Source organism: Candidatus Binatia bacterium (assembly GCA_029243485.1).
Classification (GTDB): Bacteria; Desulfobacterota; Binatia; order UBA12015; family UBA12015; genus VGTG01.
This window is the reverse complement of sequence record JAQWRY010000021.1, coordinates 35238-61289: the sequence shown is the minus strand read 5'-3', so window position 1 is coordinate 61289 and position 26052 is coordinate 35238. Positions and strand designations below refer to the sequence as shown.

Genomic DNA, 26052 nt, shown 5'->3' with positions numbered 1-26052 from the left:
GAGGACCAGCGGGTGCTTGCGGGGCTAGATCTCTTCGTCTTCCTCGCGTGCCTGGTGGCCGTGATGGGTGTTGGCCTTCTGGCCGGCGGGCGGAACCAGACCTCGGACGAGTACTATCTGGCGAGCCGCTCGATGCCGTGGTGGGGCGTTGCCGGCTCCGTGTTCGGTACGAACGTCTCCGCCAATCACCTCGTCGGCATGCTCGGTGTGGGTTTCTCGATCGGATTCGCGCAGAGTCATTTCGAGTTAGGGGCGGTGTTCGCTCTGCTTGCACTCGCCTACCTACTGCTCCCGGTTTTTGCCGGGCTACGCGTGCACACGCTCTCGGAGTACCTGGCGGGTCGCTACGACGAGCGAGCGAGTCTGCTCTACTCGGTCACGACACTTTTTCTGATTGGCGCGCAGATGACGGCGTTGTTCTATGTGGGCTCGCGCTCGATGTCGTTGCTCATGCGCGGGAGTGTGCTGGACCTTGGTTACATGGGTGGTGTCGCGGCGCTTGCGGCGATCACCGGGGTCTACACCATCATCGGTGGTCTGCGGGCCGTCGTCTGGACGGACGTCATCCAGTCGGCGTTGCTTCTCGTGTCGGGCATCCTGGTCGCCGTCGCAACGTTCGCGCAGCCCGAGATCGGTGGTTTTTCGGGCCTTCTCGAAAGCGACGCGATGCTACCGCGTGCCGAGCAACGCATGCACCTGTACCTCCCCATGAACCATCCCTCGCTCCCGTGGACCGGCGTGTTCACAGGGCTGATCGCGCTGCATCTCTCCTTCTGGGGGACGAACCAGTACATCGTGCAGCGCACACTCGCGGCGAAGAGCCAGAGGGAGGCGCGCCTCGGGATTCTCGTCGGCGGCTTCCTCAAACTTCTGGTTCCATTCTTTTCGATCGCTGGGGGCGTCGCGGCGGCACACCTGGTTCGCGCACGGATGGCAACCGCCACGGTCGCGCCCGACGAAGCGTTTCCGGTCCTCATGAGCCTCGTCATTCCTGCCGGGAATGGACTGATGGGGCTGATCGCCGCCGGGTTGCTCGGCGCAATCCTGTCCACGATCGACTCCATGCTGAACTCCGCGGCGGCGCTCTTCGCGTACGACATCTACCGCAAGCATTGGAAACCCCAGGCCGACGACGCCGATCTCGTGCGGTTGGGGCGTTGGGTGGTCGTCGTACTCGTGTCCGGCGCCGCGCTGCTCGCCGCGACGACCTACGATCCGGCGTCGAGCGGGAACTTTTTCCTCCGTCTCTCGCGACAGATCTCGTACCTCACCCCGGGGCTGATGGTGAGTTTCTTGATGGGGATGTTCTCAGCGAGAGCGACCGCGCGCGGAGCGGTTGCGGCGATTCTCGCGGGGCCGGTGCTGGGCTTCTCTTTCGAGTGGGCCTACGCCTGGGGCGTGGAGGGCATGGCGACGGCCCCGCTCTTCGGTCGCGAACTCAACTTCATGCACCGCACCTTCCTGACCGTCCTCGCGTGTGTCGGCGTTCACGCGGCGGTGAGCCGAACCGAACCTCGCGACCCGAAGGCGAGCGCTTATTTGTTCACGTCGGTCACCGGGACGAGTCCGTCGCATCTCGTGAGGCTCGCGCAGTGGGGGGGGGCCTATCTCGTGGGAAATATCGCGTTGGCCGTCGGTCTCGTGCGGGGCGCGCTCAGCCCTCTCGGGGCCGGTGCGGCGGGCGCGGTTCTCACGCTGGTGATCTTCGCAACCTACGTATGGCGCGCGAGAGAAGACGCGCCGAGCGAGGGGCATGCGATGCTCGACGACCGGCTTCTCGCGGGTCTCCTCACCGCGTCGGTCACGTTCGTCTTGTTCTACTTCTACTAGCGCCGGCGGTGCACTAGATCAGGTAGCCGCCCGACACTTTGAGATTGGTGCCGGTCACGTAGCCCGCGTCGTCACTCACCAAGAAGAGCAGCGCACTTGCGAGATCGGCGTAGGTGCCCGGTCGTCCGGCGGGGATTCGCTCCAGGGGTACCTTCTTCTCGGAGTCCTCGAGAACGCCTGGGGAAATCGCGTTGACGGTGACGCCGTAGGGGCCCTCGTTCTTCGCGAGAGATTTCGTGAGGACGAGCGCTCCGGTTTTTCCGATCTTGTACGGCGTCGCGAACACGGCCGGGGCGAGGGCGTCTGCGTCTGCGTCGAGGATGTTCACGATGCGTCCGAAGCCGCCCGTCCGCATCGCGGGAGTGACGGCACGACAAGCGTGCCAGGTCGCCGTGACCGTCCCATCGAGCGAGGTCTTCCAATCCTCGGGAGAGAGTTCGTCGAGACTCTTCCACACGATCGCCCCGACGTTGTTCACGAGGATGTCGATCGGACCTAGAGCGGCGGCCGCTTCGTTTGCCGCGCGCTGCGCCTGCTCGGCATCGGCAAGGTCCGCTTGGACGGCCGTGGCGCGACGGCCCGTGCGCTGGATCTCCTCGACGACGGCGAGGGCATCCTCTGCACTCGAGCGATAGTGCACCGCGACGTCGGCGCCTGCGTGGGCGAGGGCAAGGGCAAGGGCGCGGCCTGTTCGGCGCGCCGCTCCCGTCACGAGGGCGCGTCGGCCCTCCAGCGCGAGCGTGCTCATGAGGCGCTCCGTCCGGCCGCTCGCAGGAGCTCACGGAGGATCGAGGGCTCGTGCGTTCGGACGTACTCGGCCTGTGCATGGAGCACCGCCGAAGCCATCATGATGCGTGCGAGTCGCTCGGGTTTGCGCGCCGCATAGAACAGGAGCGGGCAACCGAGCGAGCGGAGTCGCTCTGCCTGCCAGACGATCTCCAGTTGGAGATGGATCTTCTCGAAGTCGTCGGTGTCGGGGTGGATGATGCCCAGGTTCGGATCCACGATTACTTCGTGCACGCCGGCGGCGAGGGCTTCTTCGACGCGGGGTTTCAGCGAGGCGATGATCTCGCCAACGAGATCGGCCGGTGTCGGCACCCGGGGCTGAGAGCGCATCTCGTAAGCGTTCTCGTACGGCATGTGGGTGAGAATGAGTGACGCGCGCGCGCGCGCGACGGCCTGGAGCATTGCGGACGAAGCTTCCCGCCCAGTGAAGTTGATCACGTCGGCCCCCCAGCCCACCGCGGCGATCGCTGTTGCGGCCGACCAGGTGTCGACCGAAAACGAGACGCCTTCGTCGCGCATGCGTTCGGCGGTCGGTGCGAGTCGTCGCTGCTCCTCCTCGTCGTCGATCTGCGGAGCGTCCGGGGTGATGGATCGGCCGCCGAGATCGATTACGTCGACGCCGTTGGCTTGTAAGTCTCGGGCGCGCTCGAGCGCCTCGTCGGGATTGCGGACGATCGAGTTCCGCACCATCGATTCCGGCGAGAGGTTGACGACGCCGAGCAGCTTCGGTGCGCGAAGGCCCGCGGGCCGCGTCGCCAGCGGGTCAATGGAGGAGTCAGCGGCGGTCATCGTCTCGGTACTCATGAATGCCGCTCTGTCCGCTCGTCTCCGATATGGCTACGGTCAGGCGTCGCACCTGAGTCACGCCGAAGTCGTCGACCAGGCGGGCGTGGAGAGTCTCGCCGAACCACGTAGCGAGGTTCTCGACGGACGTGTTGTTGATCGGCAGGAGGAGAACCTCTGCGGTCGGAACGACGTAGCGGCAGTCGCGGTACACGATGCGACTGTGGCCGTCGTCGAGTTCCTCGACCGTGAGCTCGGGATGTTGGGATGGGACGAGCCAGTGCTCGTCGAGCGAATCACACAGGTCCCGCACGACGGGCTTGGCGTCGAGGAAGTCGATCACCAGACCTTGCTCGGTGAGATCTCCCTCGATCTCCACGGTGACCTGGTAGTTGTGGCCGTGCAGCCGCTCCTTCGAACCATCGGGGAAGATCAGGAAGTGCGCGCAGGAGAACTTGAAGTACTCCTTGTTCAACTTGATTGCCCAGCTGTTCATCTTGCTCCGAGGTTCCGAACCCGCGTGCGCCACTGCGTAGCGACTTTACAGGTTCTCAGTGACCAAAGAATACTAGGGATGGGGAACCAGGACCACCAGCACGGCGGGATCCCTTCGAGTATGGTCTGACCCAGATGTCGGATTTCCACCAGGACGGTCCCGTCACGACCCTGCACGACCTGGGCGATGCGGATCGTGATCGCCTGGAGGATCTGCTTTCGCGAGTAACGCCGGAGTACCCGATCGGCTTGGTCCTGCCCGTCACTGCGGCAGACCTGAGGGCGGCCCCGTTCGCTCGGATCGTCGAGGAACTACGGGCCATCGACTACATCGATCAGATCTGCGTGGTCCTCGGCGACGCACCGGCGACGCAGGACGCCCGCGACGCTCGAGAACTCGTCGGGCCCCTCGGGGCCAAGGCGGAAGTTCTGTGGACGGACGGCCCTGCGATGCAGCTCCTGTATAGGGAACTAACGGAGTCCGGTTTTCCGCTCGGCGTGCCCGGCAAGGGCCGCTCCGTTTGGACCGCGTTCGGATACCTGCTCGCGGATCCGCGCCTCAAGGCCTTTGCGCTCCACGATTGCGATATCGTCGACTACGACCGCATTTTGCTCGCGCGGCTTTGTCTGCCGATGGCGCATCCAAGCCTCGATTTCGAGTTCGCGAAGGCTTTCTACCATCGCTCGACGGATCGAATGCATGGCCGTGTCACGCGCCTCCTCGTGTCGCCCCTTCTGCAGAGCTTGATCGCGCTCTTGGGGCGTGACCCGTTCCTGCTCTTCCTCAGCAGCTTCCGGTATCCGCTGTCGGGCGAGTTCGCGATCACGTCGGCGCTTGCGCGGTCCAACCGGGTTCCGAGTGATTGGGGGTTGGAGATCGGGGCACTGGCCGAGGTGTATCGAAACACTTCGGCCAAGCGGGTGTGCCAGGTCGATCTGTGTGTTCGATACGAGCACAAGCACCAGGACCTCTCTCTGGATGACCCGGATCGGGGCCTGATGAAGATGGCCACCGAGATCCTGAGTACGCTCTTCCGCACGCTTGCGACCCGGGGAACGGTGATCGACGCCGGACACGTTTCGACGCTACGTGCGGCCTACCTCCGCGTCGCCCAGGACATCGTTCGACAATATCACGCCGATGCCCTGGTCAACGGATTGGCCTACGACCGTCAGTACGAAGAGCGAGCGGTCGAAGGCTTCGCCCGGCAGATTCAGACGGCTGGCGATGCTTTCCAGGAGGATCCTTCGGGGGGGGCGGCGATCCCGAACTGGACCCGCGTGCTCACGGCGTTCCCCGATCTGCCGAGTCGGTTGCGGGAAGCGGCTCGGCAGATCGCCTAGCTCGTACCGTTCGCCCTTTGGTTCGACGTGTCCGATCCGGTCCCGCAGGCTGCTGAAGGGCTCCTCCCGTCGCCAGGCGTGCCCCTTCGACCCGATGTTTGAACAGCCAGCTACGGCTGCGCGGCGCCTCGGATGGTTCGGCCGAGACCGAGACGGACCTTCCGTCTCGGGATGGATAGAGAGCTTCCTCGGCGCTCGCTTTACCACTCGATGTCGTTGTGCGCCGTGTGCACTCCCGCCACGACCTTCTGGCAGAACTGGTCCAGCCCCAACTCGGGGACGCTCCCCACGGCATCGTTGACGATCAAGTCGTCGTCGTCTCGCACGGGAAGCGCCGTGGCGCGCACGGGAACGCCGACCGCTTTTGTGACCTCGCGAAGAATCGCGTCGTACTTCTCGCCGGCCTGGCTCTCTGCGAGCCTACGTCTACCGAGGACGACGTCGAAGGCGTTGTACGCGACCTGGGTTTGTCCGTCTGGTTCGGAGTAGGCCAGCGCGCGCATCGGCGCTCGTGCGATGGCTTCTGTCAGTTGGACGGCGCCCAAGAGTGATTCGTGTCCATTCGTCGTCTCCCCCTCATGCCCTTTGGCCATCGGCACCTCTTCCCCCGGCTCAAACGACGCCGGGATCTACTTCGCGCCGCTCAGGCCATGTATCTAAATAACCTATTGAATACATTGGGGAAAAATATTTTCCTTGATAATTTCCATGGAAAATACCATACTCCCTTTCGAGCAATGAAGTCCCTTCGCGAAATCGGAGAATACTGGAAGGCGGAGCACCCGGATCGGAACTTCGAACGGGTGCAGCCGTTGCTGCGCCTCTCGCGGCTGTCGCATCTGGTGCCCGTGTTTCAGAAGAACGTGCTCGCACCGCACGGCCTTTCGCCGAGTGACTACAGCATCCTCGGAGCTCTACGACGCGCCGGACGTCCGCGTCAGCTCCAACCCGAAGACCTCTACAACGCACTGGGCTGCACGCCGGGCGGCCTCACGAAGATGATCGATCGCTTGGAACGGCGCGGGCTCGTGCAGCGCACGAACGATCTCGAAGATGGTCGTCGCGCACGCATCCGGCTCACGCCGAAGGGCGCCGCGACGGAGCGCAAAGCGTTCGCCGACTACAGCGACAGCGCGGAGCGGGTGCTGTCGCCGCTCTCAGACGACGAGATCCAACAGATCGACTTCGCGCTGGAACTGCTCTCCGCGATCTTCGAGGCGCCGGATGCCGGAGCGCCGGTTCCTTCGCCCGCCGAGACGAGTTTGGCTGAGGTGCGCGCCGCCTTACGTGCGGCGCGACCCGATCGGGAGAGTGCTGACAGAATGGAAGCCGAATGAAATACGATTTGCTCATCACAAACGGCCTCGTGGTCGATGGAACCGGGCTTCCGCGCCGGCGGGCCGACGTCGCGATTCGCGACGGCAAGATCGTCGGAGTGGGACACTTCGAAGAGTCTCTCGCCGAGAAGGTGCTGGACGTCGAAGGTCGCGTCGTCGCTCCGGGCATCATCGACCCGCATACGCACTACGACCCGCAGCTCACGTTCGATCCCTACGGAACGTCGTCCTGCTACCACGGTGTGACGACAGTTCTCGCGGGCAACTGCGGGTTTTCGATCGCGCCAGTGAAGGAGCAGGACCGAGCCTTTCTCGCGCAAATCTTCACGCGCGTCGAAGACATGGCGCCGGATGCGCTCGACGGCATTCCGTGGACCTTTGAGAGCTTTCCCGAGTTCCTCAAGAGTCGAGAAGGTCAGCTCGGGATCAATGCGGCCTTCTACGTAGGACACTGCAACATTCGCCGCTGGGTGATGGGTGAGGACAGCAATCAGCGCGAAGCGACGCCGGAAGAGATCGAGTCCATGCGCGTGATCGTGGGTGAGGCGATGGAGGCCGGCGCGGCCGGACTTTCCTCGACCCATGCACCGACGCATCTCGATGCTGCAGATCGCCCCGTGCCGAGTCGGCTCGCCTCGAAGGAGGAGCTCGAGGCGCTCGTGAAAGAGGTCGGCCTCAGCAACCGCGGCTCCATCTCGTATCTCCCGTACAGCTCGATCGGCGGTCTCGACGAGGCGGACGGCGACTACCTGATCGACCTCGCGCTCGGCAGTCGCCTGCCGATCATCATTCAGGGGCTCGGCGCCCGGAACAAGGTCGATGCGCCCACCGCGACCTGGGAGCATTCACGTGCGTACCTCGAGCGCGCTCGAGGTCAGGGTGCGGGTGTCTACTCGATGCTGATGGCGCGCCCCTTCAATCGGCGTTTCACGATCGCCGAAGGCACGGGCCTCTACGATGGCTGCCCCGCGTTCGCGCGACTCTTCGTCGAAGCAGCGACCGTCGAGGCACGCGCCACCCTGCTTCGCGATGAGAGCTATCGCGACGAGATCCGAGACTCGGTGGAGAGCCCGAACACGGACCCGGCGAAGGGCTCGACGCTTCCGCCGCCGCACTTCGACGCGCTCGAGGTGTATGCCGCGACGAAGCCGGAGAACCAGGAACTGATCGGCCGGCCGCTCCGCGTGATCGCAAGCGAGCGAGGCGTCGCCCCGATGGATCTGATGGTCGATATCGCGCTCTCCGAAGACCTCGCCGTCGAGTTCATCTGGCGCACCGAGACCGAGGAGTGGAAAGACGGGACTCTCGTCGCCTCCCAACACCCGAACATGGTCATCGGCACGTCGGATGGTGGCGCGCATCTCGGTCGTGACGACGGAGCGGAGTTTAGCTCGTACTTCCTGCGATACTGGGTGCGGGAGTGGGGCAAGTGGGAGCTTGAAGAGGCGATACGCCAGCTCACGCAACAGCCTGCGGCGCTGCTCGGCCTCCAGGGGCGCGGGATGCTGCTGCCGGGCTACGCGGCCGACATCATGATCTTCGACCCGGACACGATCGGTCCCGGGAAGAAAGAGTTCGTACACGATTTTCCCAACGGAGTGGGACGTTGGTCGAGCCGACCGGAAGGCGTCTACGCCACCATCGTGAACGGGGTTCCGATCGTCATCGATGGAGCGCTCGTCGAAGGCTGTGGCTATCCGGGCAATGTCGTGAGTCCCGGTTCCGACTGATTCACAAGATTTGAGGAGTTAAAGACATGAGCACTGTGACACCCGAAGCGAAGGACCTCCCGGCCATCATCTCGGTCGACGACCACGTGATGGAGCCGAAGACGCTGTGGCAAGAACAGCTGCCGCCGAGCATGCGGGAACGCGGGCCGCGAGTTGTCCGCGAGAAGGTCAAGCTCGAGTTCGTCGGTGGCCACTACGGGGTTCATCGCAACGCTGAGGATGGCGACTGGTGCGACGTATGGCTCTTTGAGGATCTGGCGACGCCCACGGGTCTTCTTCACGCTCCCGCCGGTATCCCCCGCAAAGAGCAGCGCAACGTTCCCGCCGTCTACGAGGATCTGCGCCGTGGAACCTACGACCGCGACGCGCGGCTCGAGGACATGACGCTCAATCACGTCGAAGCGGCGATCTGCTTCCCGAACATCTTCCCCCGGTTTGCTGGCCAGGGCTTCGCCGAGCGCGACGACAAAGAGCTCGGTCTGCGATGCCTTCAGATCTACAACGATTGGATGATCGACGATTGGTGTGGCGGCCCGGCGAAGGGGCGGCTCATCCCGCTGACGCTGGTTCCGCTCTGGGATACGCAGCTCGCAGCCGATGAAGTGCGCCGCTGCGCGGCGAAGGGGAGCCACGCGATCGCCTTTAGCGAGAACCCGTCGAAGCTCGGCTTCCCGAGTCTCTACACCGGACAGTGGGACGTGCTCTGGGAGGCCTGCCAGGAGACGGAGACCACCGTGTCGATGCACATCGGTTCGTCGTCTTCGATGCCGACGACTTCGCCGGACGCACCGCTTGCGACCAGCATGTGTCTCTACGCGCAGAACGCCCAGGCCTCGCTCGCCGACTGGATCTTCTCCTGCACTCTGACGCGTTTCCCGAAGCTGAAGATCTCGTACGCGGAAAGTCAGGCCGGCTGGGTTCCGTTCCAACTCGAGCGGATGGACAGCGTCTGGCGCGACGGCGTCGGCGGCGTCGACTTCCCGGTCGCACCGAGCGAGCAGGCAAAGGGGCGGGTGTGGTCGTGCATCTTCGACGACCTGACGGGTCTCAAAAACCGGGACGAGATTGGCATCGAAGCGATTCTCTTCGAGACCGACTATCCGCACTCGGACGGGACGTTCCCCGAGTCGAGGAACGTCGCTCAGGATCTCTTTTCCAAGGCAGGGATGGATGCCGAGGAGTGCCGGAAGGTTCTGCGCACGAACGCGATTACCTGTTACGGGCTCGAGCGCTTCGGCATCACGGAGTAACGAAGCCGGGGGGCCTCTCGGGGCCCCCGGCGTCTTACTTCAGTCCGGCCCCGCCGTACTGCCCGCTCGAGCGGACGGTGAACGTCATCGCACCGACGTGGCAGTCGAGCTTCCGCCCTCGTTCCGTGAGGGACGGCATGATGCCGGCTGAACGTTCGACCGCCGCTTCGATCGACATCCCCGCAACGTCGTAAAGCGTGAGGTCGTTGGCGCCGTAGGGTGCAGGAACGCTTCGACGCCAACGGCTGCCGGCGCGAAACGCCTGAGACTGCATCATGTCCGGCAGATGGACGGAGTCGTACCAGGAGTCCCACTCGTCTTCGCGATGAGACTGGTTCGGCATCACGTACGCGAAGATGTGTCCTTCGAGATCTGCCGACGGAAGTGATTTCGTTCCGAGCGCGCCGTGCGCCTTCAGGATGTCCACGTTGATCAGGCAGTGATTGGGATGCACCTGGCGCTGATCACGAAGGCGGCGCCCCCGCGCCCGCATCTCTTCGAGGCGATCTTCCGCCCCGGCGCCTCGGAACTCGTAGACGGCGATATGAGAGAAGCCGATCGAAGGCATGCCTGGAACCGGCTGCTGTGTGAGCTCGAATCGCGTGATCGCGTCGGCCCCGGCCCCGAGCATCGCGGGTAGGTGGGTCCGGTCGTACCACTCCGCCCACTCCGTCAGGCGCTTCGCAGCGTTGCAGCGCGTGTAAGCGAGGAGGAGGTAGCCGTCGCCCGTCACGGTTGATCGCTTCCGTTTGCGTGCGCCCGTCTGTCGTCCGGAAGCATCATTTACGAGTCGGGCCGTTCTGCGGGCCACCCCGGGAGCAGTTTCAGCTTGCGGCACAGCCTCTGCGCGTTCACGGCCTTGCCTTCCCATTCGGCCGCGCCCGCGTCCGTCGCGAGCCATCCGATGACGCGGCCCGCGACGTCGGGTGGTGCCCCACGGAAGTGGTCGTCTAAATCATTCGACGCGCCACGCAGTGCGCGCATCGCCGCCGTCGGCGTATAGCCGGGGTCGACGTTGAAGGCGCGAATGCCGTCGTCGCGGTGCTCCACGTGTAGGATACCAGCCATCCTGTGGAACGCGGCTTTCGATGCGGCGTACGCGAATCCCCAACCGCCCTGTCCAACGGGGCCTGGGGGATCCATCTGTCCCGAGCCCGACGTCATGTTGATGATCGTTCCGCCGCCGTGCTCGATCATCCCGGGCAGAAGCCGCGTGGTCAGCTGGATCTGACTGACCACGTTTGCGTGGAAAATGGTCTTCACGGTTTCCAAAGGCAGGTCGAGGAGGCGGTCCATGCGCCCGGGACCCTGGTAGATCGCGTTGTTGAGCAGCAGATCGACGCGGCCCCACTCGGCGATCGCGGCGTCGGCGGCCGCGTCTATCGATTCGGCGTCGAGAAGATCGAGCCGCAGGGGAAGCGCCCGGCTTCCGAGGGCGCGAACGCGATCGGCGGTCTCTTCGAGGCTGCCCTCCACGGGCACCTCGCGTTCGTCATTCACGCTCGAGCCGCGAGCGCGACCATCGCCTTCGCGCATCGTGCGGGCCGCGAGAACCACGTCGAATCCCTTTTCCGCGAGCGCGATACTGGCCGCCCGCCCGATTCCTCGGCTCGCCCCGGTTACGAATGCAATATCTGCCATCTCGATTTGCTCCCTGCTTCGTTGGTAACGCTTCGTGCGCCGACCGCGAGGTTTCCGCCGTCGCGCGCGACGCGGCGGGCGATCTCACTGCCGAGGCCGGGGCCGACGCCCGAGGCCAGAACCGTCTTACCCTTCAGGATGATAGCTCCTGCGTTGTCCCTGCCGGCGTACCATCGCATTTCGTACGGAGTCAACGATGTTGACTCCGCGCGGAAATCGGCCTGCGAATCGCTCCATGACCGCACTCCCTAGGCTCTATCCGTCCCAGGTCTGCTTCGTCGTCGACGACGTCGCGGCGAGTGCGACTGATTGCGTCGAGTGCTTCGGCTGGGGCCCCTTCCGGGACTTTACGGTGCGTGTCGAGAAAGCCGAGTATCGGGGATGGCGGGGTCGCAAGGTCACCGATGCCGTGCTGGGTATGGCTGGGCGTGTACAAGTGGAGCTGACTCACGTGCACGAGGTTAAGGACGCGGTGGCCGCCTACCAGGCCGAGTATGGGGGCATTCGGGTCGCATTCGTCGACACGCCTCCAGGTGCGAACGCTCGCCCGTTGGGAGCCTTGACGAGAGGGGAGAGATCGACAGCAGGGCTGCGCTCGTCACCGGTGCGGCCTCGCGTCGGTCGGGTGGTGTTCTACCGGCGGGACGCCGCGGCGCGGTGCGTGCTCAGGTGGTGACGGATCCCCCGGAGACGTGAATCGTCTGTCCGGTGACCCAGGACGCTTCGTTGGACGCCAGCCAAATGCACGCTGGGCCGACGTCGTCGCCGGTTCCGAGACGACCACAGGGAACCTGTTTCGCGAGCTTCGTGACGAGGTCGGGGTTGTGGATGTCGGTCATCTCCATCAGGCCCAATGCGAGAGAGTTCGCGGTCACGCCGAAACTCGCGTTCTCGATGGCCATGTGGCGCATGAACGAGATCGCGCCCCCCTTCGCCGCGCCGTAGGGCGCAACGCCGATGGGAAGGCCGATCACGCCAGCGCCGGAGGAGATCGTGATGAGTCGGCCGAACTGCCGCTCGCACATGCCGGGCAAGACGGTGCGTGTGACGTTCATTACGCCGTGAAGGTTCACGTCGATCGGGGCAGCCCACTGCTTCGGGTCCATGTCACGGAACGGGGTTGGCTGCATGACGGTCGCACCGGCATTTCCTGCGTTGTTGATGACGATGTCGAGCGGCCGCGCGGCCAAGGCTTGCTCGACGGCTTCGAGTTGCGTCACGTCGAACGCGAGCGGCTCCGCGTTTCCTCCCAGTTCTTGGATCGTGGCGACGGTTGAAGCAGCTTTGGATGCGACGAGATCGTTGACGATCACGTGAGCACCCTGCTCGGCAAGATGTCGCGCGATGCCGGCCCCAAGCCCTTGCCCCGCGCCCGTCACGAGCGCAGAGCGTCCAGTCAGGTCGAACATGAGTACCCCTTTGTCTTCGGTTGGTGGAGCCTTCGTCGGCGGATGTGGCGTCCGGCCGCGCCACGATGCCACCGAGCAGGGCATCGACCGCGTACTGGAAGCACTCGTTGCGTGCCCGGCTACGGAATTCGTTGTCTGATCCAGTAGCCGACTCTTTCCATCGCCTGCGTCGCCTCGGGGAACGCACAGCAAAGCCCGACGAAGCCGTGGATCATCTCCTCGACGGAGTCGACGATGACGGAGCCGCCCTCCTTGGCGGCTCGGGTCGCAAGGCGGGTCGAGTCGTCCGCGGTCGTGTCGATCTGCCCGATGCACAGATAAATTGGCGGGAGCTCTCGCAGGTCGGCGTAGAGCGGGGAGAGGCCTGGGTCGCGGAGATCGCCGCTTGCGCCCGCGTAGTCGCGGAAGCGGGCACGGACCCAGTCGGCCGTGACGAACGGGTCGAGCCCGCGTGGACTCATCGCGGCGTCGCCGGTCTGTTCTGCATCCAGCCAGGGTGTGAGGCCAACGAGACAGGCGGGGAGTGGCACACCGGCGTCGCGCAGGGCGCCCAGCGCCGCGAGCGCAATGCCGCCGCCGCACGAGTCTCCGACGATCGCGATCCGCTCGGGGGGTGTGCCTCGAGAGAGCAGGGCGCGGTACGCGCGCACGGTATCCTCCACCGCACGCGGGTAGGGTGCTTCGTCCGCCCAGGTCCATTGGAAGCACACGACTCTTGCTTCGATGTGACGGGACAAGTGCTCCCCGTACTGGAGGTAGTGGTCGATCACGGTGGATACGAAGGCGCCGCCGTGAACGTGGAGGACGACCCGGTCGCTGGCTTCGTTTCCGGGGGTCGCAATCCACTTGGCATCGATGCCGTCGAGGTCAACCGGTTCGACATGAGTCTCCGGACTTGCCGAGTTCGGGTGAATCGCGTGCATCTTCTTGCGGACGATGTCGATCGGATCTTCGTGATCGACGTTGCTCGCGGGGATGATCTTCATCACCGCGTTGAATTCTTCGCTAGCCATGAACCTCGGACCTCCCCTTGTCTTTGGATCGATCGAGCCGCTTTCGTCTGCGACGCATCGCGCGGTCAGTCCTCAAAGCGGAGAGAGGTCGGCCCCTCCGTCCGCTGCTCGAGCAGCTCGAATACGTTGCCAAACGGATCGCGACCGTACGCGAAGCGCAGGGGCGGTTGCCCGAACGGTTCTGCATTCCACTTCACTCCGTTAGACGTGAGGTGGTCATAGTCGGCCTGGAAGTCGTCGGTCGCCAGGGCGAAGTGCGTGAGGCCCTCCCGATTCACCGGGCGTGCCGGGTCTCCGGCTTGGCTCTCCTTGAACTCGAAGAGCTCGAGACAGGAGCCTCCCTTGCGGAGCATCCGTATCGCGCATCCCCCGTCCGCGAGGCCGAGGGCTGTGCTCATCGCCTCGAAGCCGGAAGGAAGATCGACGTCCATGACGACTTTGAAGCCAACGACGCCGCAATAGAAGTCGAGCGCCTGTTTGATGTTGGGAACGGCCAGGGCGGGGTGGTGGACACCGAGGATCACGGTGATTCTCCTTCCGGGAGTTTGGGGTCTAGAAGACGCGATACCGTCGCTGGACGTGACGCTGGCGGATGCGGATCGCTTCGCGGCGTTCCTGCGGGCTCACGCGTGGCTGGTCGTTCGGGAACGCGCTCGCGATCTCGTCGAAGCGAATCTTCCGTCCCGTGATCTTCGGCCAATCGGCCTTGTCCGGTTGCCTCGAGTACGCCCAGCGGTGCGAGAGGTACCCGCGCGGGAGTCCCGTGGTGTCGATCCAGTTCTGGACGCCGGGATCGCGATGCGCGACGACCCACCGCTGGACGCCGTCGGGTCCCATGTACGTTTGATGGTGGTTGAGGCTGCTCTGATGGTTCGCGTAGTCGGGTGATTCGCCCCACATGTTGCCGAGATGCATGCTCGTGTATACCGGCTGCCCGGTGAACGTTGCTTCGATGTAGAACGCCTCGTCCTCGGCGAGCTCGTAGATTCCGCCGGCGTAGATGTTGGTGCTCATGCCACCGCCGGTCTCGCTCGATGCGGCGTTCGGCTGGTTGTAGGAATTGACGGGCATGAAGTAGGGACGTCCATCGTGCTCGTGCGTGCCATTGCAGTTGAGGATGACGTCGTAGAACTCGAGCCAGAAACGCATCTGGCCGCGGATGATGCCGCCCATTCGTCGGAGATTCGCGGCTGCGCGCTCCGGGGTGAGAGCCGCCGGATGCGAGCCTGCCGTGTCGAGGCATTCGATCGAGAGTGCTACCGGCTCCTCGTTCGCCCAGTCGTAAAAGAGCTGGCGTCCGCTGATGTACTCGGCGTACCGGTCGCCGGCTTCAGGATTCCGGCGGCTCGGGTCCCGCTTGGTGCAGATGAAGTTGCCGTCGTAGCTTGCGGGCTTGTCGGGTCCCAGGAGAATTTCGAAGCGGCCGTGGTCATCGATGCCGAGTGCCGAGGAGTCGATCGTTCCGAAGCCGGTTCGGAAGCCCGGCGTGAGCTCGGTCAGTGACCCGCTGTCTCCGGCCATCGGTCCGGTGGCGACCTCGAAGATCAGATACTGGGGAGCGGCCGCCCCGTTCGGGAGCCGCGGCTCGCCCCGCCAGTGACGGGAATCCGCGACCTGTCCCGTTACGCGGTAGTTCTTCCGGCCGTCGATCGGCGCGTAGAAATAGATCGCATCGGCGTTCTCGATCGTCGACTTGTTGAAGATCGACAACGCGTTGCGAAAGGCGGGGAAGTCCGGGTCCTCGTGGAAGGCGCGCTCGATGCCATGGTGGACGAAACCCGCGAGGTAGCGATATCCCTCGGCCAGGACGCGCGATGAAGGCGAGGGCGGGAAGTACTGCGGATCGTCGATCGTGTCGCGGGCGGCCTGAAGCTCGCCGATCAAATCGTCGAACGCCGACCTGAGATCGTCGCGGACCTCGTTCAGTTGCTTCTCGTTCTCCGTCGCCATGAGCCTCGATTCCTCCCTACTGGATCTGAGTCTTACCGGATCGGTTTGGCTTTTCCGTCGTCGTCCCAGCCGAAGCGATCGAAAGGGTCGCCGAGGTGCTCGCGGATGCCGGTAGTTGTACCACGACTGCTCCGCGAGGATTTCGAGGCTCGGCTGCTGCCTTGCTTGGTCCTAGCCGAGTCCTTTCCAGGCAACACGGTTGAGCTTGAGTAGGCTCGGAATCGTGGCTCGGGGGTCGCGCATGTTCACGATGAACTTTGTATCGGGGAAGGTCTCAATGAGAGACTCGATCCGGCCCGTCCAGTAAGGGTTCTTCGCGAGATGAATCTTGTTCGATTCGTTGAGGTAGATCTGCCGGCGCACGAGCTCGCGGCAGAACGCCGTGCGTCGCCGTAGGGCCACCGGTCGACATGGAAAAAGTCGAGCTCGCCCATCCAGGGCATCTTCGTCATCCAGAAGCACGACGCCATCGAGTAGGAGAGTGAGATGTCGTCTTGTTTGGGAAGATCGAGCGCCATGGTGTGGATGTGCCCCGTGGGCCCCTACCGCCCATCCGCGAACTTCTTCGTGATCAGTCCAAAACCGAGTGACGGGGTGCCCGCCGGGACCGTCTTGCACGGCACCGGGATCTACCAGGACGAGTTCGTGAAGATCGACGGAACGTGGATGATCGCAAAGACCGGCTTCGCGCATATCTTCGAGGACATCCAACCCCGTGCGGCCGGCTCCCGGCTGCGGGCCCGGTAGGATCCGAAGCGGGAGTAGACGGCGCGCGAGAGCAAACTGATCAGGCGCAGCCGGCCATCGCGACTTCGCAGTGCGTCGCCAACAGAGGCTCGATGTCGTCCTGGGCGGCGACTCTCGCCATGCATCGGCGGAAGTCGTCGAGGCCTTGCGGGGGAGCGGCCAGCCAAACCTCCGCGAAGAGGACTCCATCGGACTCGGCGCCTTCGGTGTCGATGTCCCGATCACTCAGAATCGAGATGATCTCGTTCTTTTCCTGTTCATCGGCGAAGGCTCGCTGAGGCAGCAGGACGCCGGGCAGCGGCGCGAACTCCAGGCCTGCGTTGGCAAAGCAGCGTTCGATCGGTTCGATGTCGAACATCCGCAACACGGTAAGGACCGCGGCGGGGCCGAACTCGCCCGGGTGATCCTTCCCAAGCTCGGCGAGGACCTGTGAGAACGTGCGCTCGGTGATGTACCCGACGGCGCCGGTGCTCACGAGAAGGTTCGAACTCCGGACAATCTGGCGTTCCGCCGGCGTCGCTGAGACGCCGGGTTGCTCGAGGTCGTGTGCGATTCCCGCATCGAGAAGGCCCGTGGCCTGACCGAAGGCGATCGCGGACTCGGACGAGTCGAAGCCGACGACGCCCATGTCCTGCTGGGGAGGTACGGCTTCGAGCCAACGCTTGGTTGACTGAACGCACTCGGGTCGCGCTTCGGGTGCGCGGTTGTCGAAGAAGGCCAACAGCTCTTCGAGACTACACCCGTATTTGACGAGTGCGGAGGCGACCCCGTATGAGCATCCCAGATCCAGCATTTGAACCGGCTGTTCCGAATCGTTGCGCGCTCGGAGGAATTCGGTCGCGGCACTCAGGTAGGGCTTGGCTTGTTCGCCGATCTGGTAGCCCAAATTAGCCATCTCGCTCAGATAGGCGTGAGGCGTTGGGGCGTTGTAGATGCGAGAAAAGTCCGCCTTGGCCTGATTTTGTCGCTGAAAGTCCGTTTCCGTAGAAGGGGTCACCGCGACTAACGTAGCCCATGGGGGAGCGATCACAACGAAGTGTCCTCTAGGCGCTCTCTACCAAGGGTTCGTGGTCTATTCCCCGGGGGGCTCGGAGTGTGACCGCCCCGGATCGCACTCCCGGCGGCCATTTTCTAGAGGCCCGCCTCGTGGCGGGGCCCGAAATGCTCCCCCGCCGGCCCCCGGGCCTTATTTTGCAAGGGCTTTCGGAGTCGGTCACTCGCCGTGGGTGCAGGCGGTTCTTCTCGGTCTTTACGAGAATGGGGTCGCTCACACGCTGGTCGCGGTTCCGCCTCTCTCCGTCTTGCTGAACTCCGGGATCCTGATGCCGGCAGCAAAGTGCACGGGGCGGCCGTGGCTCCTCGACTCGGAGCGGACCCTCGTCGAGGCTCGCTTTTCCGACGTCGACGCAGGCACACGTCGAGCCCTCGGGCGCGTCTTCGGACAGGGCGCAATGCACCGCATCGACGCGCCGTAGAATTTCTGGAGCCGGTTCAGCCGCGCGCGCGCAGGCCGTCATTGATCTCGTCGGGGTCGATTCGACGATGGCTCTCGGCGCCGCGGTTTCCGCGCGCCAGGGAATCGTCGTCATCGTGGGATTGGGAGGCGGCACACTTCCGTTCTCCTTCTTCAGCTTGCGGGCGGAAGGCGTGCTGACGACGAGCTACTGGGGTTCGCACAACGAGTTGGCCGAGTTGCTCCACCTGGCGCAGCAGCAGCGGATTCGGGTCGACGCGAAGCGCTACGGCCTCGACGATGTGAACTCGGTGCTCGATGAACTCGAACACGGTCGGATCACGGGGCGCGCGGTCCTGGTTCCCTAGCAGGCTGTCGAAGAGCCTCAGGGGCACGACACCTTCGGTGTCACCCCGAGGTACTCTCGCTGGAGCCCGCCCCCGAGGACGGCGACGTCCTCGTTGTCGCCCGTGTTCGTCAGAACAACGAGCCCGTACATCCGGCCGTCGATGCTCACGGCGGCAGCGTGGTTTCGGGACTTGATGGTCGGTAGGTTGACCGTCTGCGGGCTCTCGTTCGGGCCGCTGTAGGTGCCCGTCTTGCCGCTGATGTAGACGTCGCTCGGTGTGTACTTGTTGAGTTTGGAGCCCCCCGTCTTGGTGGCTTGCATGATCTTCCAGAGCACGTCCGCGCCTTCGTACTTGCGCTGGTAGGTGTCGCGCAGGAACTGTGCGACCTCCATCGCGTTCAGCTCGTTGCCGTGCACGCGGGAGCCGTCGGGCCGCTTCATCCAACCTTGAAAGCCCTTGATCGTCGGATAGCCCATGCGTTTCACGAACGCGTCCACGGCGGCGCGGCCACCGTCGTTCGTGCCGTCGTTGCCGGTCTGCCGTTGAAGCGCGAGCCACGCGCCGTTGTTGGAGACCACGATCATCCGAGCGAGGAGCCCCAGCTGCTCCTTGTTGGGCTCGCCTTTCTGTTTGTCGAGGAAGGCGGCGGCAACGAAGATCTTTGAGGTGGACGCCCCGAAAAAGAGTCGGTCGGCTCCGGGGCTCCGCGAAAGGACCTCGCCCGTCGAGAGATCGTTCACGGCCCACTGGACACTGTTGGACCCCTTGAGACGACAGTATCGGTCCTTCTGGCGCGGGCCGAAGCGTGCTCCTCGCCCTCGCACCGGGGTCAGTAGGTTTCGAGTAGCGGCATCCGCGAGCGAGTGCAGGTCCGACCCGTCGTCGAGCTGAAAGTTGGGCGTGAGGTCGAGATCGATCTCTCCGCCGGGTACTTCATCGGCCGTCGCACATCCCGCGTAGAGGAGCAGAACCCACGAGGCCGCAATCGCGATGAGGGCCCCGATCTGTAGGTCGACCTTCTGTTCGAGCATCCCGGCTGGGTACCACACGCGCGGGGTGTGCGCGTTTTGCCAGCCGAGTAAGTACGCGACGTAGATCAGCCCGAATGCGGTATCGCCGGCTGCCGTCGGGGTCGCCCGGTGCGATCAGCGGCAACGCGGTCTCCGCGGAAGCTCTCGCGGAGCACCGAGCGAGGGACCCAGGGGTGGGTATGAGCGACATACCTCGACCACTGAAGCCCGGAAGTGGGTTTTTCGACTACCGCTTCTCCGCGACGATCCTCCAATTCAGATCCGCGATCTTGGCCTTCTCGGCGTCCGTCCAGGCCTGCCCGCCGGTTTGAAGAAGATCGAGAGACTCTTCGACCCACGGGGGCAAGACGCGAATCGCCTGGAGACCACGAACCGCTCTCCGACCCATGAGGATCAAGTCTCGCTTTTGCTCGCAGAGCGGCCAGGCTTCGCTCTTCGACGGCGCCGAGAGGAGAATCTCGAATCCGGCCCTCTCCAGGGCGGCACACACGTCGGCCGGATACATGGATTGCGTCGCTGCGAGAGTCGGCAGGAACGATCGGTGAAGGGCCGCGTGCTCTTCGTTGTTCCAATCGAAGTAAGGGCTCAGCAGATACTCGGAGCAGGCGTACCGAGTTCCGGGTTTCAGCACGCGGTACATCTCTCTCGCGTGGGCATCCAACTCGTCCTTCTTGAAGAACGGCCAAACGGCCTGGAAGGAGAAGCATCCGTCGAAGGTCTCGGATTCGTACTCGAGCGGGTTGTGGTGGTTGCCGACTTTGAAGTGGAGCCGGTCACTCATCGCACATTCCGCGGCCCAGTCGATCGCATTTTCGATCTGATTCGGATCGATGTTGTAGCCGGAGACCTGGCCGCCGGTCATCGTGGCGAAGTAGTGGGAGATTCGTCCGCGCCCGCATCCCATGTCCAGGAGGTGAGAACCCGCAGGGTCCTTCAGTTCCATCTCCTTCAGCACGGCTTGCTCGCACAGCAGCTGATTCCCGTACAAGCCCTCGGACTCATCGAGCTGTGGAGGGATGTAGAGCTTCTCCAGGTCGAAGACCGAAAGCATGTTGTTCAGGACTTTGTAGTAGTCCGCGACCGCCTTCGTCTCGTCTGCGGTCTCGGTCTTCTCGCCGGCCTGCATTCGTTGGAAGAACTTATACGCGTCGATACATGCCTGCTTGTCCTCTTCGGGCAGAGTGGCCAAGCGTTTGAGTCCGATGAATGCGGTTTTGATCCTGTACGAGTTCACTGCATGCCTCCGTAGTTCGAGAAGGCCCTAGCATGAGGGTGCGAGACCTGCGCAGTGGCGCGCGATCCGATCAACTGCGACGTCCCCGAAACGGACGAGGAGTCGTGTTCGGTCTCGGATCCCATGGGCCCGTGCTCGTGTCGCCCCTGGGTTCTCCGCCGCCTAGAAGCCCGCTACCAACTCGCGAAGTCGCTCCTTGGCGCCGGTGAGGACCGAAACGCCGTCACCCACCAGCACCACGTCGAAGTCGATCTCAAGGAGGCTAGAGACGCTTTTGCGAAGCAAGGCTGGGTCGTCCATGACCTTCTCCGGGAGCAAGGAGAGTCCACCGGGCGGGTTTCCGATGAGCACGTCGCCGACGACCAGGATCCGACGGTCCGGATCGTGGAGGGCGATCTCGCCCGGAGATTTTCCGGGCACGGGTACTACGGTAAACGGCCCGACGCGCTGCCCGATTGCCAACTCGTCGTCCGGCGGCACACCCTGCTCACGAGCATGTGGCGCGTCTGCCGGGTGGAGTGCGAGCCGTGCTCCCGTTCGATCTCGCACCGCGTTCGCACCGCGCGTGTGGTTGCGGTTGGTGACGAGAATCCGGGAGATGCCGAGTCGGTCGAGTTGGTCGAGCACGTCTGTGCTCGGTTCGACCGGGTCGATGCAGAGGTTTCCCTCGGGATGCAGGACGACGGTGCCGTTGAAGTCGTACCCGTGTGGCTCGGACAATGCTGCCCACGTGAAGATTCCGGGAAGGGGCTCTTGCATGGAAGGAGACTACACCGCGCGGGCCGCCGATCTACCCCGGAGAATTCGGATCGGCTGAGTCCATGCGCTTTTTAGGCCGATGGCCCTAGTCATTCGTTTCCTTCCTTGAAAGGGTCGCGACCCATGGGACCTCTGCGGCTCCTTTCTGTGATTCTCTTGCTGTTGCCGGTCCTGTTTCTGAGCGCATGCGGCGATGATGGTTCGGGCGCAGTGAGTCCGCCGGTCGGCGATCCGCCGCCGCTCCGTACCGTTTTGCCCGAGAGTACTCGGGCCATTCTCGAACTGGAGATTGACGCGCTCTTCTCCGGGGATGCGGCCGAAGCCGTCATGGGTCTTCTTCACGGCAAAGGCGCGGATGCGGCGCTCAATGCCCCCTTCCAGACGATCAAGCAGTTCACTCTGGGTGCGGACATCGCCGCGACGATGGAGAGGGTCCTTCTCGCCCAGACCACGGATGTGCAGGACGGGTTCCTCCTCGTCGCAAAACTGCAGGTCCGAAGGCTTGGCGATCTGTTCGACAGGGCGGAACTCTCAGAGGCCGCGCCGTATGAGGGCCACACGATCTACGCCGACCGCGAGTCGGACCTGCAGCTCAGCCTTCTCCCCGATGGTCGCCTCCTCGTCGGCCGCGAAGCCGCTCTCCACGCGGCGATCGATACTCTTCAAGGAGAGGATCCGGGCGTTGGCGCGGGTGAGATCGGCCCCTTCCTCTTCGCCTTGGACGGAGCCGAGCCGTTCGCATTCCTCTCGGGATTGCCGGCCCTCTACGGACGAGTCGATGCGCAGGGGCCGGGTGCCGCCACGTTGAGACAGGCGCAGGTCGTCAGTGGTGCGCTCACGTTCGGGGCGAATTCGTTCGAGGGTCGGGTCCGCATTCACAGCGACAATGCCGCCGAGTACGTCGCGCGATTCAACGCGTTGATCGCGGGCACGGGTACGGCGCCTCTGACCGTAGGGGAGAGCGGCACGGTCGATGTGGAGATCCCGAGCTCGTCTCTAGAGAAGACTCCGGCAGAGGTTCTGGAATCGCGCGTTCTTCTGAAGAAGCTCGTCCACGCAATGGATGCGGTGGACTACGCCGAGAGCGTCTCCGACGGGGGCAACGTGCCCTGGATGAACTTCGACGTCGGCGGGAATCCGAACTCCATCTTTATCAACTTCGAGTTCAAGGGGCCGGCGGAGATCGCGGCGTTCGAGGCGAGCGAGCTGCCCGAGGGCTTCGTGTTGGCTCCTCTGCGAATCCTCGAGACCGACGAGCCTACGTACTTCCTCGTGCTCAACATCTACAATTCCTCGGGAGGGTTGGTCGCCGGCGCGCGCGCTGAGTGGTCCGTTTTCGTCGAGGATCCCGAGAACGGCCATCCGCGTTTTCTCGTCGTGCAGGCGGCGGCCGCCAACGTTTCCGCGGACTCCGTCAACCTCCTCACTTCCCCGGAACCGGTTTCGCACGAGTTCGAGGATGGGGGCATCGTCTCGTACGTGGGGGTCGAAGATCGAGACGGGGGTGCGGAGCGACTCTACTTTTCCTCCAGGGTCGTTTGGCCCCAGGATCCCGAAGCTCGCGTCGCGTTCGCACGGCGGTTCGTGGCCGCGAACGACTTCATCCATTGGGGAAACGGCGTGGCGGATCGCACTCTGTACAACGCGACGGTGCACAACCGCGAGGGAGTCCGGATTCCCGAGGCCGAGATCGAGATCTCCGATAACAGCCACTGGAGCATGTACCTCAAGCCGGTCCCCAAGCACTCCTACGTCTATCTCAATCCCCTCGAGATCGTGATCTCGCCGTGGTGGAACCTCGATGCCGAATACCTCGACGTCACCGCGGATCATCTGCAGTCGTTGGTCGACTTCAAGAACAACTTCTACCCGGCCGCGGTTCTCGGGATCGCGGAAGCTGCCGTTGCGGGGGAAGGAGACGCGCTCGCGGGCTTCACGGTCGGAACGGCGGTCCCCTCGGCGTACTTCAACTTCGTGATCACCGACCCCGGCGGCTTGGAGGACGCCCTCGAGTTGCCCGAGAACACCCGCCTCGTACCGCTGCGGCTTCTCGAGAGTGACGGCGAGGCCGACTATTATCTCTCGCTTCGTGTCTACGACGTGGACGGAATGCCGAGCGGCACTCGTGCCGAGTGGACTGTTTTCGTGAAAGGAGACGACGGGCGTCCTCATGCGCTGATCATCGATCTGCTCACCGAGGAGGTCGCCGCCGATCCGGAGCTGATTCTTCGGTTGCCGAGCGTCGTCGAGCACACGCTGTCATCGAATCGGCTGCGAACTCGGCTACAATCCGGTGCGCTCGTGTTCGAGGCCGACATCCGGCTCGGCGAAACGGAGAGCGCACTTCCAACGCTCGACTTCGTCGAGGCGGGTGATTGGGTCTGCAGACGGAACGGGAGCTGCGACAAGGTTTTTTACGACGGGCAGACGATGGAAGAGGAGGGTGTCCGCGCCGGGCGGGATGCGTTCGAGCTTCAGCGGGTCACGACACCGTGGGATGTGTTCATCGGGAGCGAGCCGGCTAGCGTCTTCGTGCGGGAAAACACTCGGACCTACGCGTGGAATCCGTGGAGGAACGTTGAGGAGTCAGAATGAACGTTTTAGCGGAGGCGCAGGGTCTATGCGATGGTACCGGCAGGAACTGCGATGAAGAAGAACTACTCGAGGCGTGAGGCCCTACACTACGCGGGCGCCGGTGCGGCGGCTCTTGCGGGCAGCGGCCTGCTCGCCGCTTGCTCGGATGTCGATGCACCCTTCGACGCTTCGGGAGCGGAACGTCCCGGCGTGGTCGACCCCGAGATCCCGGTTGGAGATCCGGCGACGTGGTGGCTGAACGGAAACTACGCGCCGGTCGACGCGGAGCGCGACGTGCTTGACCTGAAGGTGGTGGGGTCGATTCCGCCCGAGCTTAATGGCGTCTACATGCGCAATGGTCCCAACCCGGTCACGGGAGAGAGCGCCCACTGGTTCTTCGGTCACGGAATGCTGCACGGTGTCCGCATCCGCGATGGTGCCGCCGAGTGGTACCGGAATCGCTACATCCAGACCGAGTTGCTGACGGACCCGCCGCAGGGCGGCCTCGGGCCGCCTTCGCGTACGGCTCATCAGGCGAACACCGCGATCGCGGTGCACGACGGTCGAGTGCTGGCCGTGGCCGAGACGGGCCTGCCGTACGAGATCGATCGAGAGCTCGGGACGCGCGGGTGGTACGACTACGACGGCAAGCTCACGACGGCCATGACCGCCCATCCCAAGGTCGACCCGCGCACGGGCGAGATGCTCTTCTTCGGGTACGGTTTCAGCGACTTTCTCACCTACCATCAGGTGAACGCCGCCGGCGTTCTCGTTCGCAGTGAGAAGATCGACCTGCCCGCCTTCAGCATGATGCATGACTTCGCCGTGAGCGAAAATCACGTTGTTTTCATCGATGTACCGATCGGTTTCGACTTCGACCTGCTCACGTCCGGATTCCCGCTCGCTTGGGATGATGAGCACCCGAGTCGACTCGGCGTCATGCCCCGTAACGGTGGTAACGCGGACGTCGTGTGGGTGGAGATCGACCAGTGCATGATCGTCCACACGATGAACGCCCACGACACCGAGGACGGAAAGGTCGTGTTGGAGGTGGCACGGATGCCCGAGCTCTGGCGGGGCGGTCCCTCGAATTGGCAGACCGGTAATCTGTGGCGCTACACGATCGACCCCGCGGCGGGGACTGTGCGCGAAGAGCAGCTCGATGAACAGATCTGTGACTTCCCTCAGTTCGACCGCAGTCTACTGGGCCGAAAGAACCGATACGGCTACGCCGCTCACTTCGGAGTCGATACCCCGGAAGGCGTACTCCGCGGTGTGAATGGCCTGATCAAGTACGATCTGGAGCGAGGCTCGTCGCAACGACTGGATCTGCCCGCCGGACACGCGAGCGACGAGGTCTACTTCGTGCCGGCCGCGGACGGGAGCGCCGAGGATCACGGCTACCTCGTGGGCTTCGGCCACGACGCGAGATCGAATCGCAGTCATCTGGCCATCTACGATGCCGAGGCCATGGAGAAAGTGGCGACCGTGGAGATCCCCGTGCGCGTTCCGGCCGGCTTCCACGGCATGTGGATCGACGAGCCCTGAGATCGAATCCGAGTTGCGTCTCGTGAAGAAATGGTTCCTTCGGGTCGTCGTTGCCGTCGTTGTCTTGTTCCTCGCGGCATTCTGGCAGTTGTATCTCTCCGCGCGTCCGCCGCTGACGACGGATCCGGCGACACTCGCGGGCGATGGCAGCACGGTCGACTACTGTGAGTTGCGCGAGCTCGATGGCAGCGGGAAAACGGCGGCGGACATTCCGAAGGGCAACACGCCGGGTTGCGGCTACAGCCACTTTCCTCTGCCGATCTTGGCGAAATGTACCGAGCCGCTCGTGGACGGCGCCGCGGATATTCGTGGTCTGTGGATCGGCGTCGAGGGTGGGCATGTCGGTCACGTCGAACGCGTGGAACAATGCGGTCGGCGTACGGTGGTTACCTCTGCAGGCATCATTCACGACGCCGGCCCCAACAGCACGCTCGGCGAGACCACCAATGACACCCAGGGGTCGGTGTTGTTCACGATCGGCGGTGAACAATACTGCGGGCGGACATCGGCCAGCATGATCTGGAACGACGGGGTTCTGGATTTCCACGTGTTCGGCTGGGGCCCCGTCGTGGTCCAGCGTTACCTCGAGGGCGACCAGCTGATCTGGGAGTACGCCGACGGCAGCACCACACGGATGGATCGACTCTGCATGCTCCCCGAGGACCAGAAGATTCCGCAGCCGCGAGGCCCTCGGTTCTCCATCTTCTGAGGGTCGGAATCTCCGTGCGGACGCCGCGCCTGAACAGCGGTTCGGCAACTAATTATCGCGGACTACAATTAGTTCTGCC

27 protein-coding genes are annotated in these 26052 nt (G+C 63.9%); 12 read left to right on the top strand and 15 right to left on the bottom strand.

Annotation, left to right across the window (positions count from 1 at the left end; genetic code table 11):
• Positions 1–12 precede the first annotated feature (12 nt).
• Positions 13–1830 (top strand): sodium/solute symporter, encoded by a 1818-nt coding sequence (locus P8R42_07585; GenBank protein ID MDG2304507.1) that lies wholly within the window; start codon positions 13–15, stop codon positions 1828–1830.
• A gap of 13 nt (positions 1831–1843) precedes the next feature.
• Here P8R42_07585 and P8R42_07580 read toward each other — a convergent pair whose 3' ends face one another.
• The 3 genes from P8R42_07580 to P8R42_07570 are packed head-to-tail and all read right to left on the bottom strand — an operon-like array spanning position 1844 to position 3895.
• On the bottom strand, positions 1844–2578 hold the full coding sequence (locus P8R42_07580; protein MDG2304506.1) for an SDR family oxidoreductase: 735 nt from the start codon (positions 2576–2578) through the stop codon (positions 1844–1846).
• Positions 2575–3420, bottom strand: a complete 846-nt coding sequence (locus P8R42_07575) for a dihydropteroate synthase (GenBank protein ID MDG2304505.1) — start codon at positions 3418–3420, stop codon at positions 2575–2577. The genes P8R42_07580 and P8R42_07575 overlap by 4 nt, the downstream gene beginning before the upstream one ends.
• A complete protein-coding gene (locus tag P8R42_07570) occupies positions 3392–3895 on the bottom strand; it encodes a 6-pyruvoyl tetrahydropterin synthase family protein (protein MDG2304504.1) in 504 nt (167 codons plus the stop codon). Before P8R42_07570 ends, P8R42_07575 begins: the two co-directional genes overlap by 29 nt.
• A gap of 134 nt (positions 3896–4029) precedes the next feature.
• On the opposite strand from P8R42_07570, the gene P8R42_07565 reads away from it, so the two are divergent.
• Positions 4030–5238 carry a glycosyl transferase gene (locus tag P8R42_07565; protein ID MDG2304503.1) on the top strand — a complete coding sequence of 403 codons (1209 nt, stop codon included), beginning with the start codon at positions 4030–4032 and terminating at the stop codon, positions 5236–5238.
• A 200-nt stretch (positions 5239–5438) separates the two neighbouring features.
• Here P8R42_07565 and P8R42_07560 read toward each other — a convergent pair whose 3' ends face one another.
• Positions 5439–5831, bottom strand: a complete 393-nt coding sequence (locus tag P8R42_07560; GenBank protein MDG2304502.1) for a hypothetical protein — start codon at positions 5829–5831, stop codon at positions 5439–5441.
• Between the two features lie 144 nt (positions 5832–5975).
• Here P8R42_07560 and P8R42_07555 point away from each other — a divergent pair, with 144 nt between their 5' ends.
• The 3 genes from P8R42_07555 to P8R42_07545 are packed head-to-tail and all read left to right on the top strand — an operon-like array spanning position 5976 to position 9555.
• A complete protein-coding gene (locus P8R42_07555; protein MDG2304501.1) occupies positions 5976–6575 on the top strand; it encodes a MarR family transcriptional regulator in 600 nt (199 codons plus the stop codon).
• Positions 6572–8305: an amidohydrolase family protein gene (locus P8R42_07550; protein ID MDG2304500.1), complete on the top strand. Its 1734-nt coding sequence runs from the start codon at positions 6572–6574 to the stop codon at positions 8303–8305. Before P8R42_07555 ends, P8R42_07550 begins: the two co-directional genes overlap by 4 nt.
• 26 nt (positions 8306–8331) lie before the next feature.
• Positions 8332–9555, top strand: coding sequence for an amidohydrolase family protein (locus P8R42_07545; GenBank protein ID MDG2304499.1), 1224 nt, complete (start codon positions 8332–8334; stop codon positions 9553–9555).
• A gap of 34 nt (positions 9556–9589) precedes the next feature.
• Here P8R42_07545 and P8R42_07540 read toward each other — a convergent pair whose 3' ends face one another.
• Both P8R42_07540 and P8R42_07535 read right to left on the bottom strand, forming a co-directional pair.
• On the bottom strand, positions 9590–10288 hold the full coding sequence (locus P8R42_07540) for a hypothetical protein (GenBank protein ID MDG2304498.1): 699 nt from the start codon (positions 10286–10288) through the stop codon (positions 9590–9592).
• Positions 10289–10338: 50 nt separating this feature from the next.
• On the bottom strand, positions 10339–11196 hold the full coding sequence (locus tag P8R42_07535) for an SDR family NAD(P)-dependent oxidoreductase (protein MDG2304497.1): 858 nt from the start codon (positions 11194–11196) through the stop codon (positions 10339–10341).
• A gap of 235 nt (positions 11197–11431) precedes the next feature.
• Between P8R42_07535 and P8R42_07530 the strand changes: the two genes are divergently transcribed.
• Complete coding sequence (locus P8R42_07530; GenBank protein ID MDG2304496.1) at positions 11432–11872, top strand: hypothetical protein; 441 nt, start codon at positions 11432–11434, stop codon at positions 11870–11872.
• Here P8R42_07530 and P8R42_07525 read toward each other — a convergent pair.
• The 5 genes from P8R42_07525 to P8R42_07505 form a co-directional block, all read right to left on the bottom strand.
• Positions 11862–12605, bottom strand: coding sequence for an SDR family NAD(P)-dependent oxidoreductase (locus P8R42_07525; protein MDG2304495.1), 744 nt, complete (start codon positions 12603–12605; stop codon positions 11862–11864). The two genes, P8R42_07530 and P8R42_07525, sit on opposite strands and share 11 nt — an antisense overlap.
• Before the next feature lie 119 nt (positions 12606–12724).
• Complete coding sequence (locus P8R42_07520; protein MDG2304494.1) at positions 12725–13618, bottom strand: alpha/beta hydrolase; 894 nt, start codon at positions 13616–13618, stop codon at positions 12725–12727.
• Positions 13619–13683: 65 nt separating this feature from the next.
• Positions 13684–14142, bottom strand: a complete 459-nt coding sequence (locus P8R42_07515) for a VOC family protein (GenBank protein MDG2304493.1) — start codon at positions 14140–14142, stop codon at positions 13684–13686.
• A 28-nt stretch (positions 14143–14170) separates the two neighbouring features.
• A complete protein-coding gene (locus tag P8R42_07510; protein MDG2304492.1) occupies positions 14171–15568 on the bottom strand; it encodes a hypothetical protein in 1398 nt (465 codons plus the stop codon).
• A 171-nt stretch (positions 15569–15739) separates the two neighbouring features.
• Positions 15740–15970: a sulfotransferase gene (locus P8R42_07505; GenBank protein ID MDG2304491.1), complete on the bottom strand. Its 231-nt coding sequence runs from the start codon at positions 15968–15970 to the stop codon at positions 15740–15742.
• An 84-nt stretch (positions 15971–16054) separates the two neighbouring features.
• Between P8R42_07505 and P8R42_07500 the strand changes: the two genes are divergently transcribed.
• On the top strand, positions 16055–16315 hold the full coding sequence (locus P8R42_07500; protein ID MDG2304490.1) for a hypothetical protein: 261 nt from the start codon (positions 16055–16057) through the stop codon (positions 16313–16315).
• Positions 16316–16355: 40 nt separating this feature from the next.
• Here the strand turns inward: P8R42_07500 and P8R42_07495 are convergent, their stop codons facing one another.
• Complete coding sequence (locus P8R42_07495) at positions 16356–17210, bottom strand: hypothetical protein (GenBank protein MDG2304489.1); 855 nt, start codon at positions 17208–17210, stop codon at positions 16356–16358.
• A 331-nt stretch (positions 17211–17541) separates the two neighbouring features.
• Between P8R42_07495 and P8R42_07490 the strand changes: the two genes are divergently transcribed.
• Complete coding sequence (locus P8R42_07490; GenBank protein ID MDG2304488.1) at positions 17542–17790, top strand: hypothetical protein; 249 nt, start codon at positions 17542–17544, stop codon at positions 17788–17790.
• Position 17791: 1 nt separating this feature from the next.
• The gene (locus P8R42_07485; GenBank protein MDG2304487.1) at positions 17792–18136 is read left to right on the top strand and encodes a zinc-binding dehydrogenase; all 345 of its coding nucleotides are present in this window, start codon (positions 17792–17794) and stop codon (positions 18134–18136) included.
• 17 nt (positions 18137–18153) lie between these two features.
• Here P8R42_07485 and P8R42_07480 read toward each other — a convergent pair whose 3' ends face one another.
• From P8R42_07480 to P8R42_07470, 3 genes are all read right to left on the bottom strand, one after another.
• Entirely contained in the window at positions 18154–19149 is a 996-nt protein-coding gene (locus tag P8R42_07480) for a serine hydrolase (protein ID MDG2304486.1), read from the bottom strand.
• 226 nt (positions 19150–19375) lie between these two features.
• A complete protein-coding gene (locus P8R42_07475; protein ID MDG2304485.1) occupies positions 19376–20383 on the bottom strand; it encodes a class I SAM-dependent methyltransferase in 1008 nt (335 codons plus the stop codon).
• A 162-nt stretch (positions 20384–20545) separates the two neighbouring features.
• On the bottom strand, positions 20546–21142 hold the full coding sequence (locus tag P8R42_07470) for an MBL fold metallo-hydrolase (GenBank protein MDG2304484.1): 597 nt from the start codon (positions 21140–21142) through the stop codon (positions 20546–20548).
• Positions 21143–21265: 123 nt separating this feature from the next.
• Between P8R42_07470 and P8R42_07465 the strand changes: the two genes are divergently transcribed.
• Genes P8R42_07465 through P8R42_07455 form a run of 3 tightly spaced genes read left to right on the top strand, consistent with a single transcriptional unit; the run spans position 21266 to position 25973 of the window.
• A complete protein-coding gene (locus P8R42_07465) occupies positions 21266–23737 on the top strand; it encodes a hypothetical protein (protein ID MDG2304483.1) in 2472 nt (823 codons plus the stop codon).
• Positions 23738–23788: 51 nt separating this feature from the next.
• On the top strand, positions 23789–25264 hold the full coding sequence (locus P8R42_07460) for a carotenoid oxygenase family protein (protein MDG2304482.1): 1476 nt from the start codon (positions 23789–23791) through the stop codon (positions 25262–25264).
• Positions 25265–25286: 22 nt separating this feature from the next.
• Positions 25287–25973, top strand: a complete 687-nt coding sequence (locus tag P8R42_07455; GenBank protein ID MDG2304481.1) for a hypothetical protein — start codon at positions 25287–25289, stop codon at positions 25971–25973.
• Positions 25974–26052: the final 79 nt, after the last annotated feature.

Coding starts and splice junctions, on each gene's coding strand:
- P8R42_07480 (MDG2304486.1), bottom strand. CDS start 19,149: ATGCTCGAACAGAAGGTCGACCTACAGATCGGGGCCCTCATCGCGATT.
- P8R42_07560 (MDG2304502.1), bottom strand. CDS start 5,831: ATGGCCAAAGGGCATGAGGGGGAGACGACGAATGGACACGAATCACTC.
- P8R42_07510 (MDG2304492.1), bottom strand. CDS start 15,568: ATGGCGACGGAGAACGAGAAGCAACTGAACGAGGTCCGCGACGATCTC.
- P8R42_07555 (MDG2304501.1), top strand. CDS start 5,976: ATGAAGTCCCTTCGCGAAATCGGAGAATACTGGAAGGCGGAGCACCCG.
- P8R42_07535 (MDG2304497.1), bottom strand. CDS start 11,196: ATGGCAGATATTGCATTCGTAACCGGGGCGAGCCGAGGAATCGGGCGG.
- P8R42_07545 (MDG2304499.1), top strand. CDS start 8,332: ATGAGCACTGTGACACCCGAAGCGAAGGACCTCCCGGCCATCATCTCG.
- P8R42_07565 (MDG2304503.1), top strand. CDS start 4,030: ATGTCGGATTTCCACCAGGACGGTCCCGTCACGACCCTGCACGACCTG.
- P8R42_07525 (MDG2304495.1), bottom strand. CDS start 12,605: ATGTTCGACCTGACTGGACGCTCTGCGCTCGTGACGGGCGCGGGGCAA.
- P8R42_07500 (MDG2304490.1), top strand. CDS start 16,055: ATGTCGTCTTGTTTGGGAAGATCGAGCGCCATGGTGTGGATGTGCCCC.
- P8R42_07575 (MDG2304505.1), bottom strand. CDS start 3,420: ATGAGTACCGAGACGATGACCGCCGCTGACTCCTCCATTGACCCGCTG.
- P8R42_07465 (MDG2304483.1), top strand. CDS start 21,266: ATGGGACCTCTGCGGCTCCTTTCTGTGATTCTCTTGCTGTTGCCGGTC.
- P8R42_07570 (MDG2304504.1), bottom strand. CDS start 3,895: ATGAACAGCTGGGCAATCAAGTTGAACAAGGAGTACTTCAAGTTCTCC.
- P8R42_07470 (MDG2304484.1), bottom strand. CDS start 21,142: ATGCAAGAGCCCCTTCCCGGAATCTTCACGTGGGCAGCATTGTCCGAG.
- P8R42_07580 (MDG2304506.1), bottom strand. CDS start 2,578: ATGAGCACGCTCGCGCTGGAGGGCCGACGCGCCCTCGTGACGGGAGCG.
- P8R42_07530 (MDG2304496.1), top strand. CDS start 11,432: ATGACCGCACTCCCTAGGCTCTATCCGTCCCAGGTCTGCTTCGTCGTC.
- P8R42_07520 (MDG2304494.1), bottom strand. CDS start 13,618: ATGGCTAGCGAAGAATTCAACGCGGTGATGAAGATCATCCCCGCGAGC.
- P8R42_07495 (MDG2304489.1), bottom strand. CDS start 17,210: ATGGCTAATTTGGGCTACCAGATCGGCGAACAAGCCAAGCCCTACCTG.
- P8R42_07460 (MDG2304482.1), top strand. CDS start 23,789: ATGAAGAAGAACTACTCGAGGCGTGAGGCCCTACACTACGCGGGCGCC.
- P8R42_07550 (MDG2304500.1), top strand. CDS start 6,572: ATGAAATACGATTTGCTCATCACAAACGGCCTCGTGGTCGATGGAACC.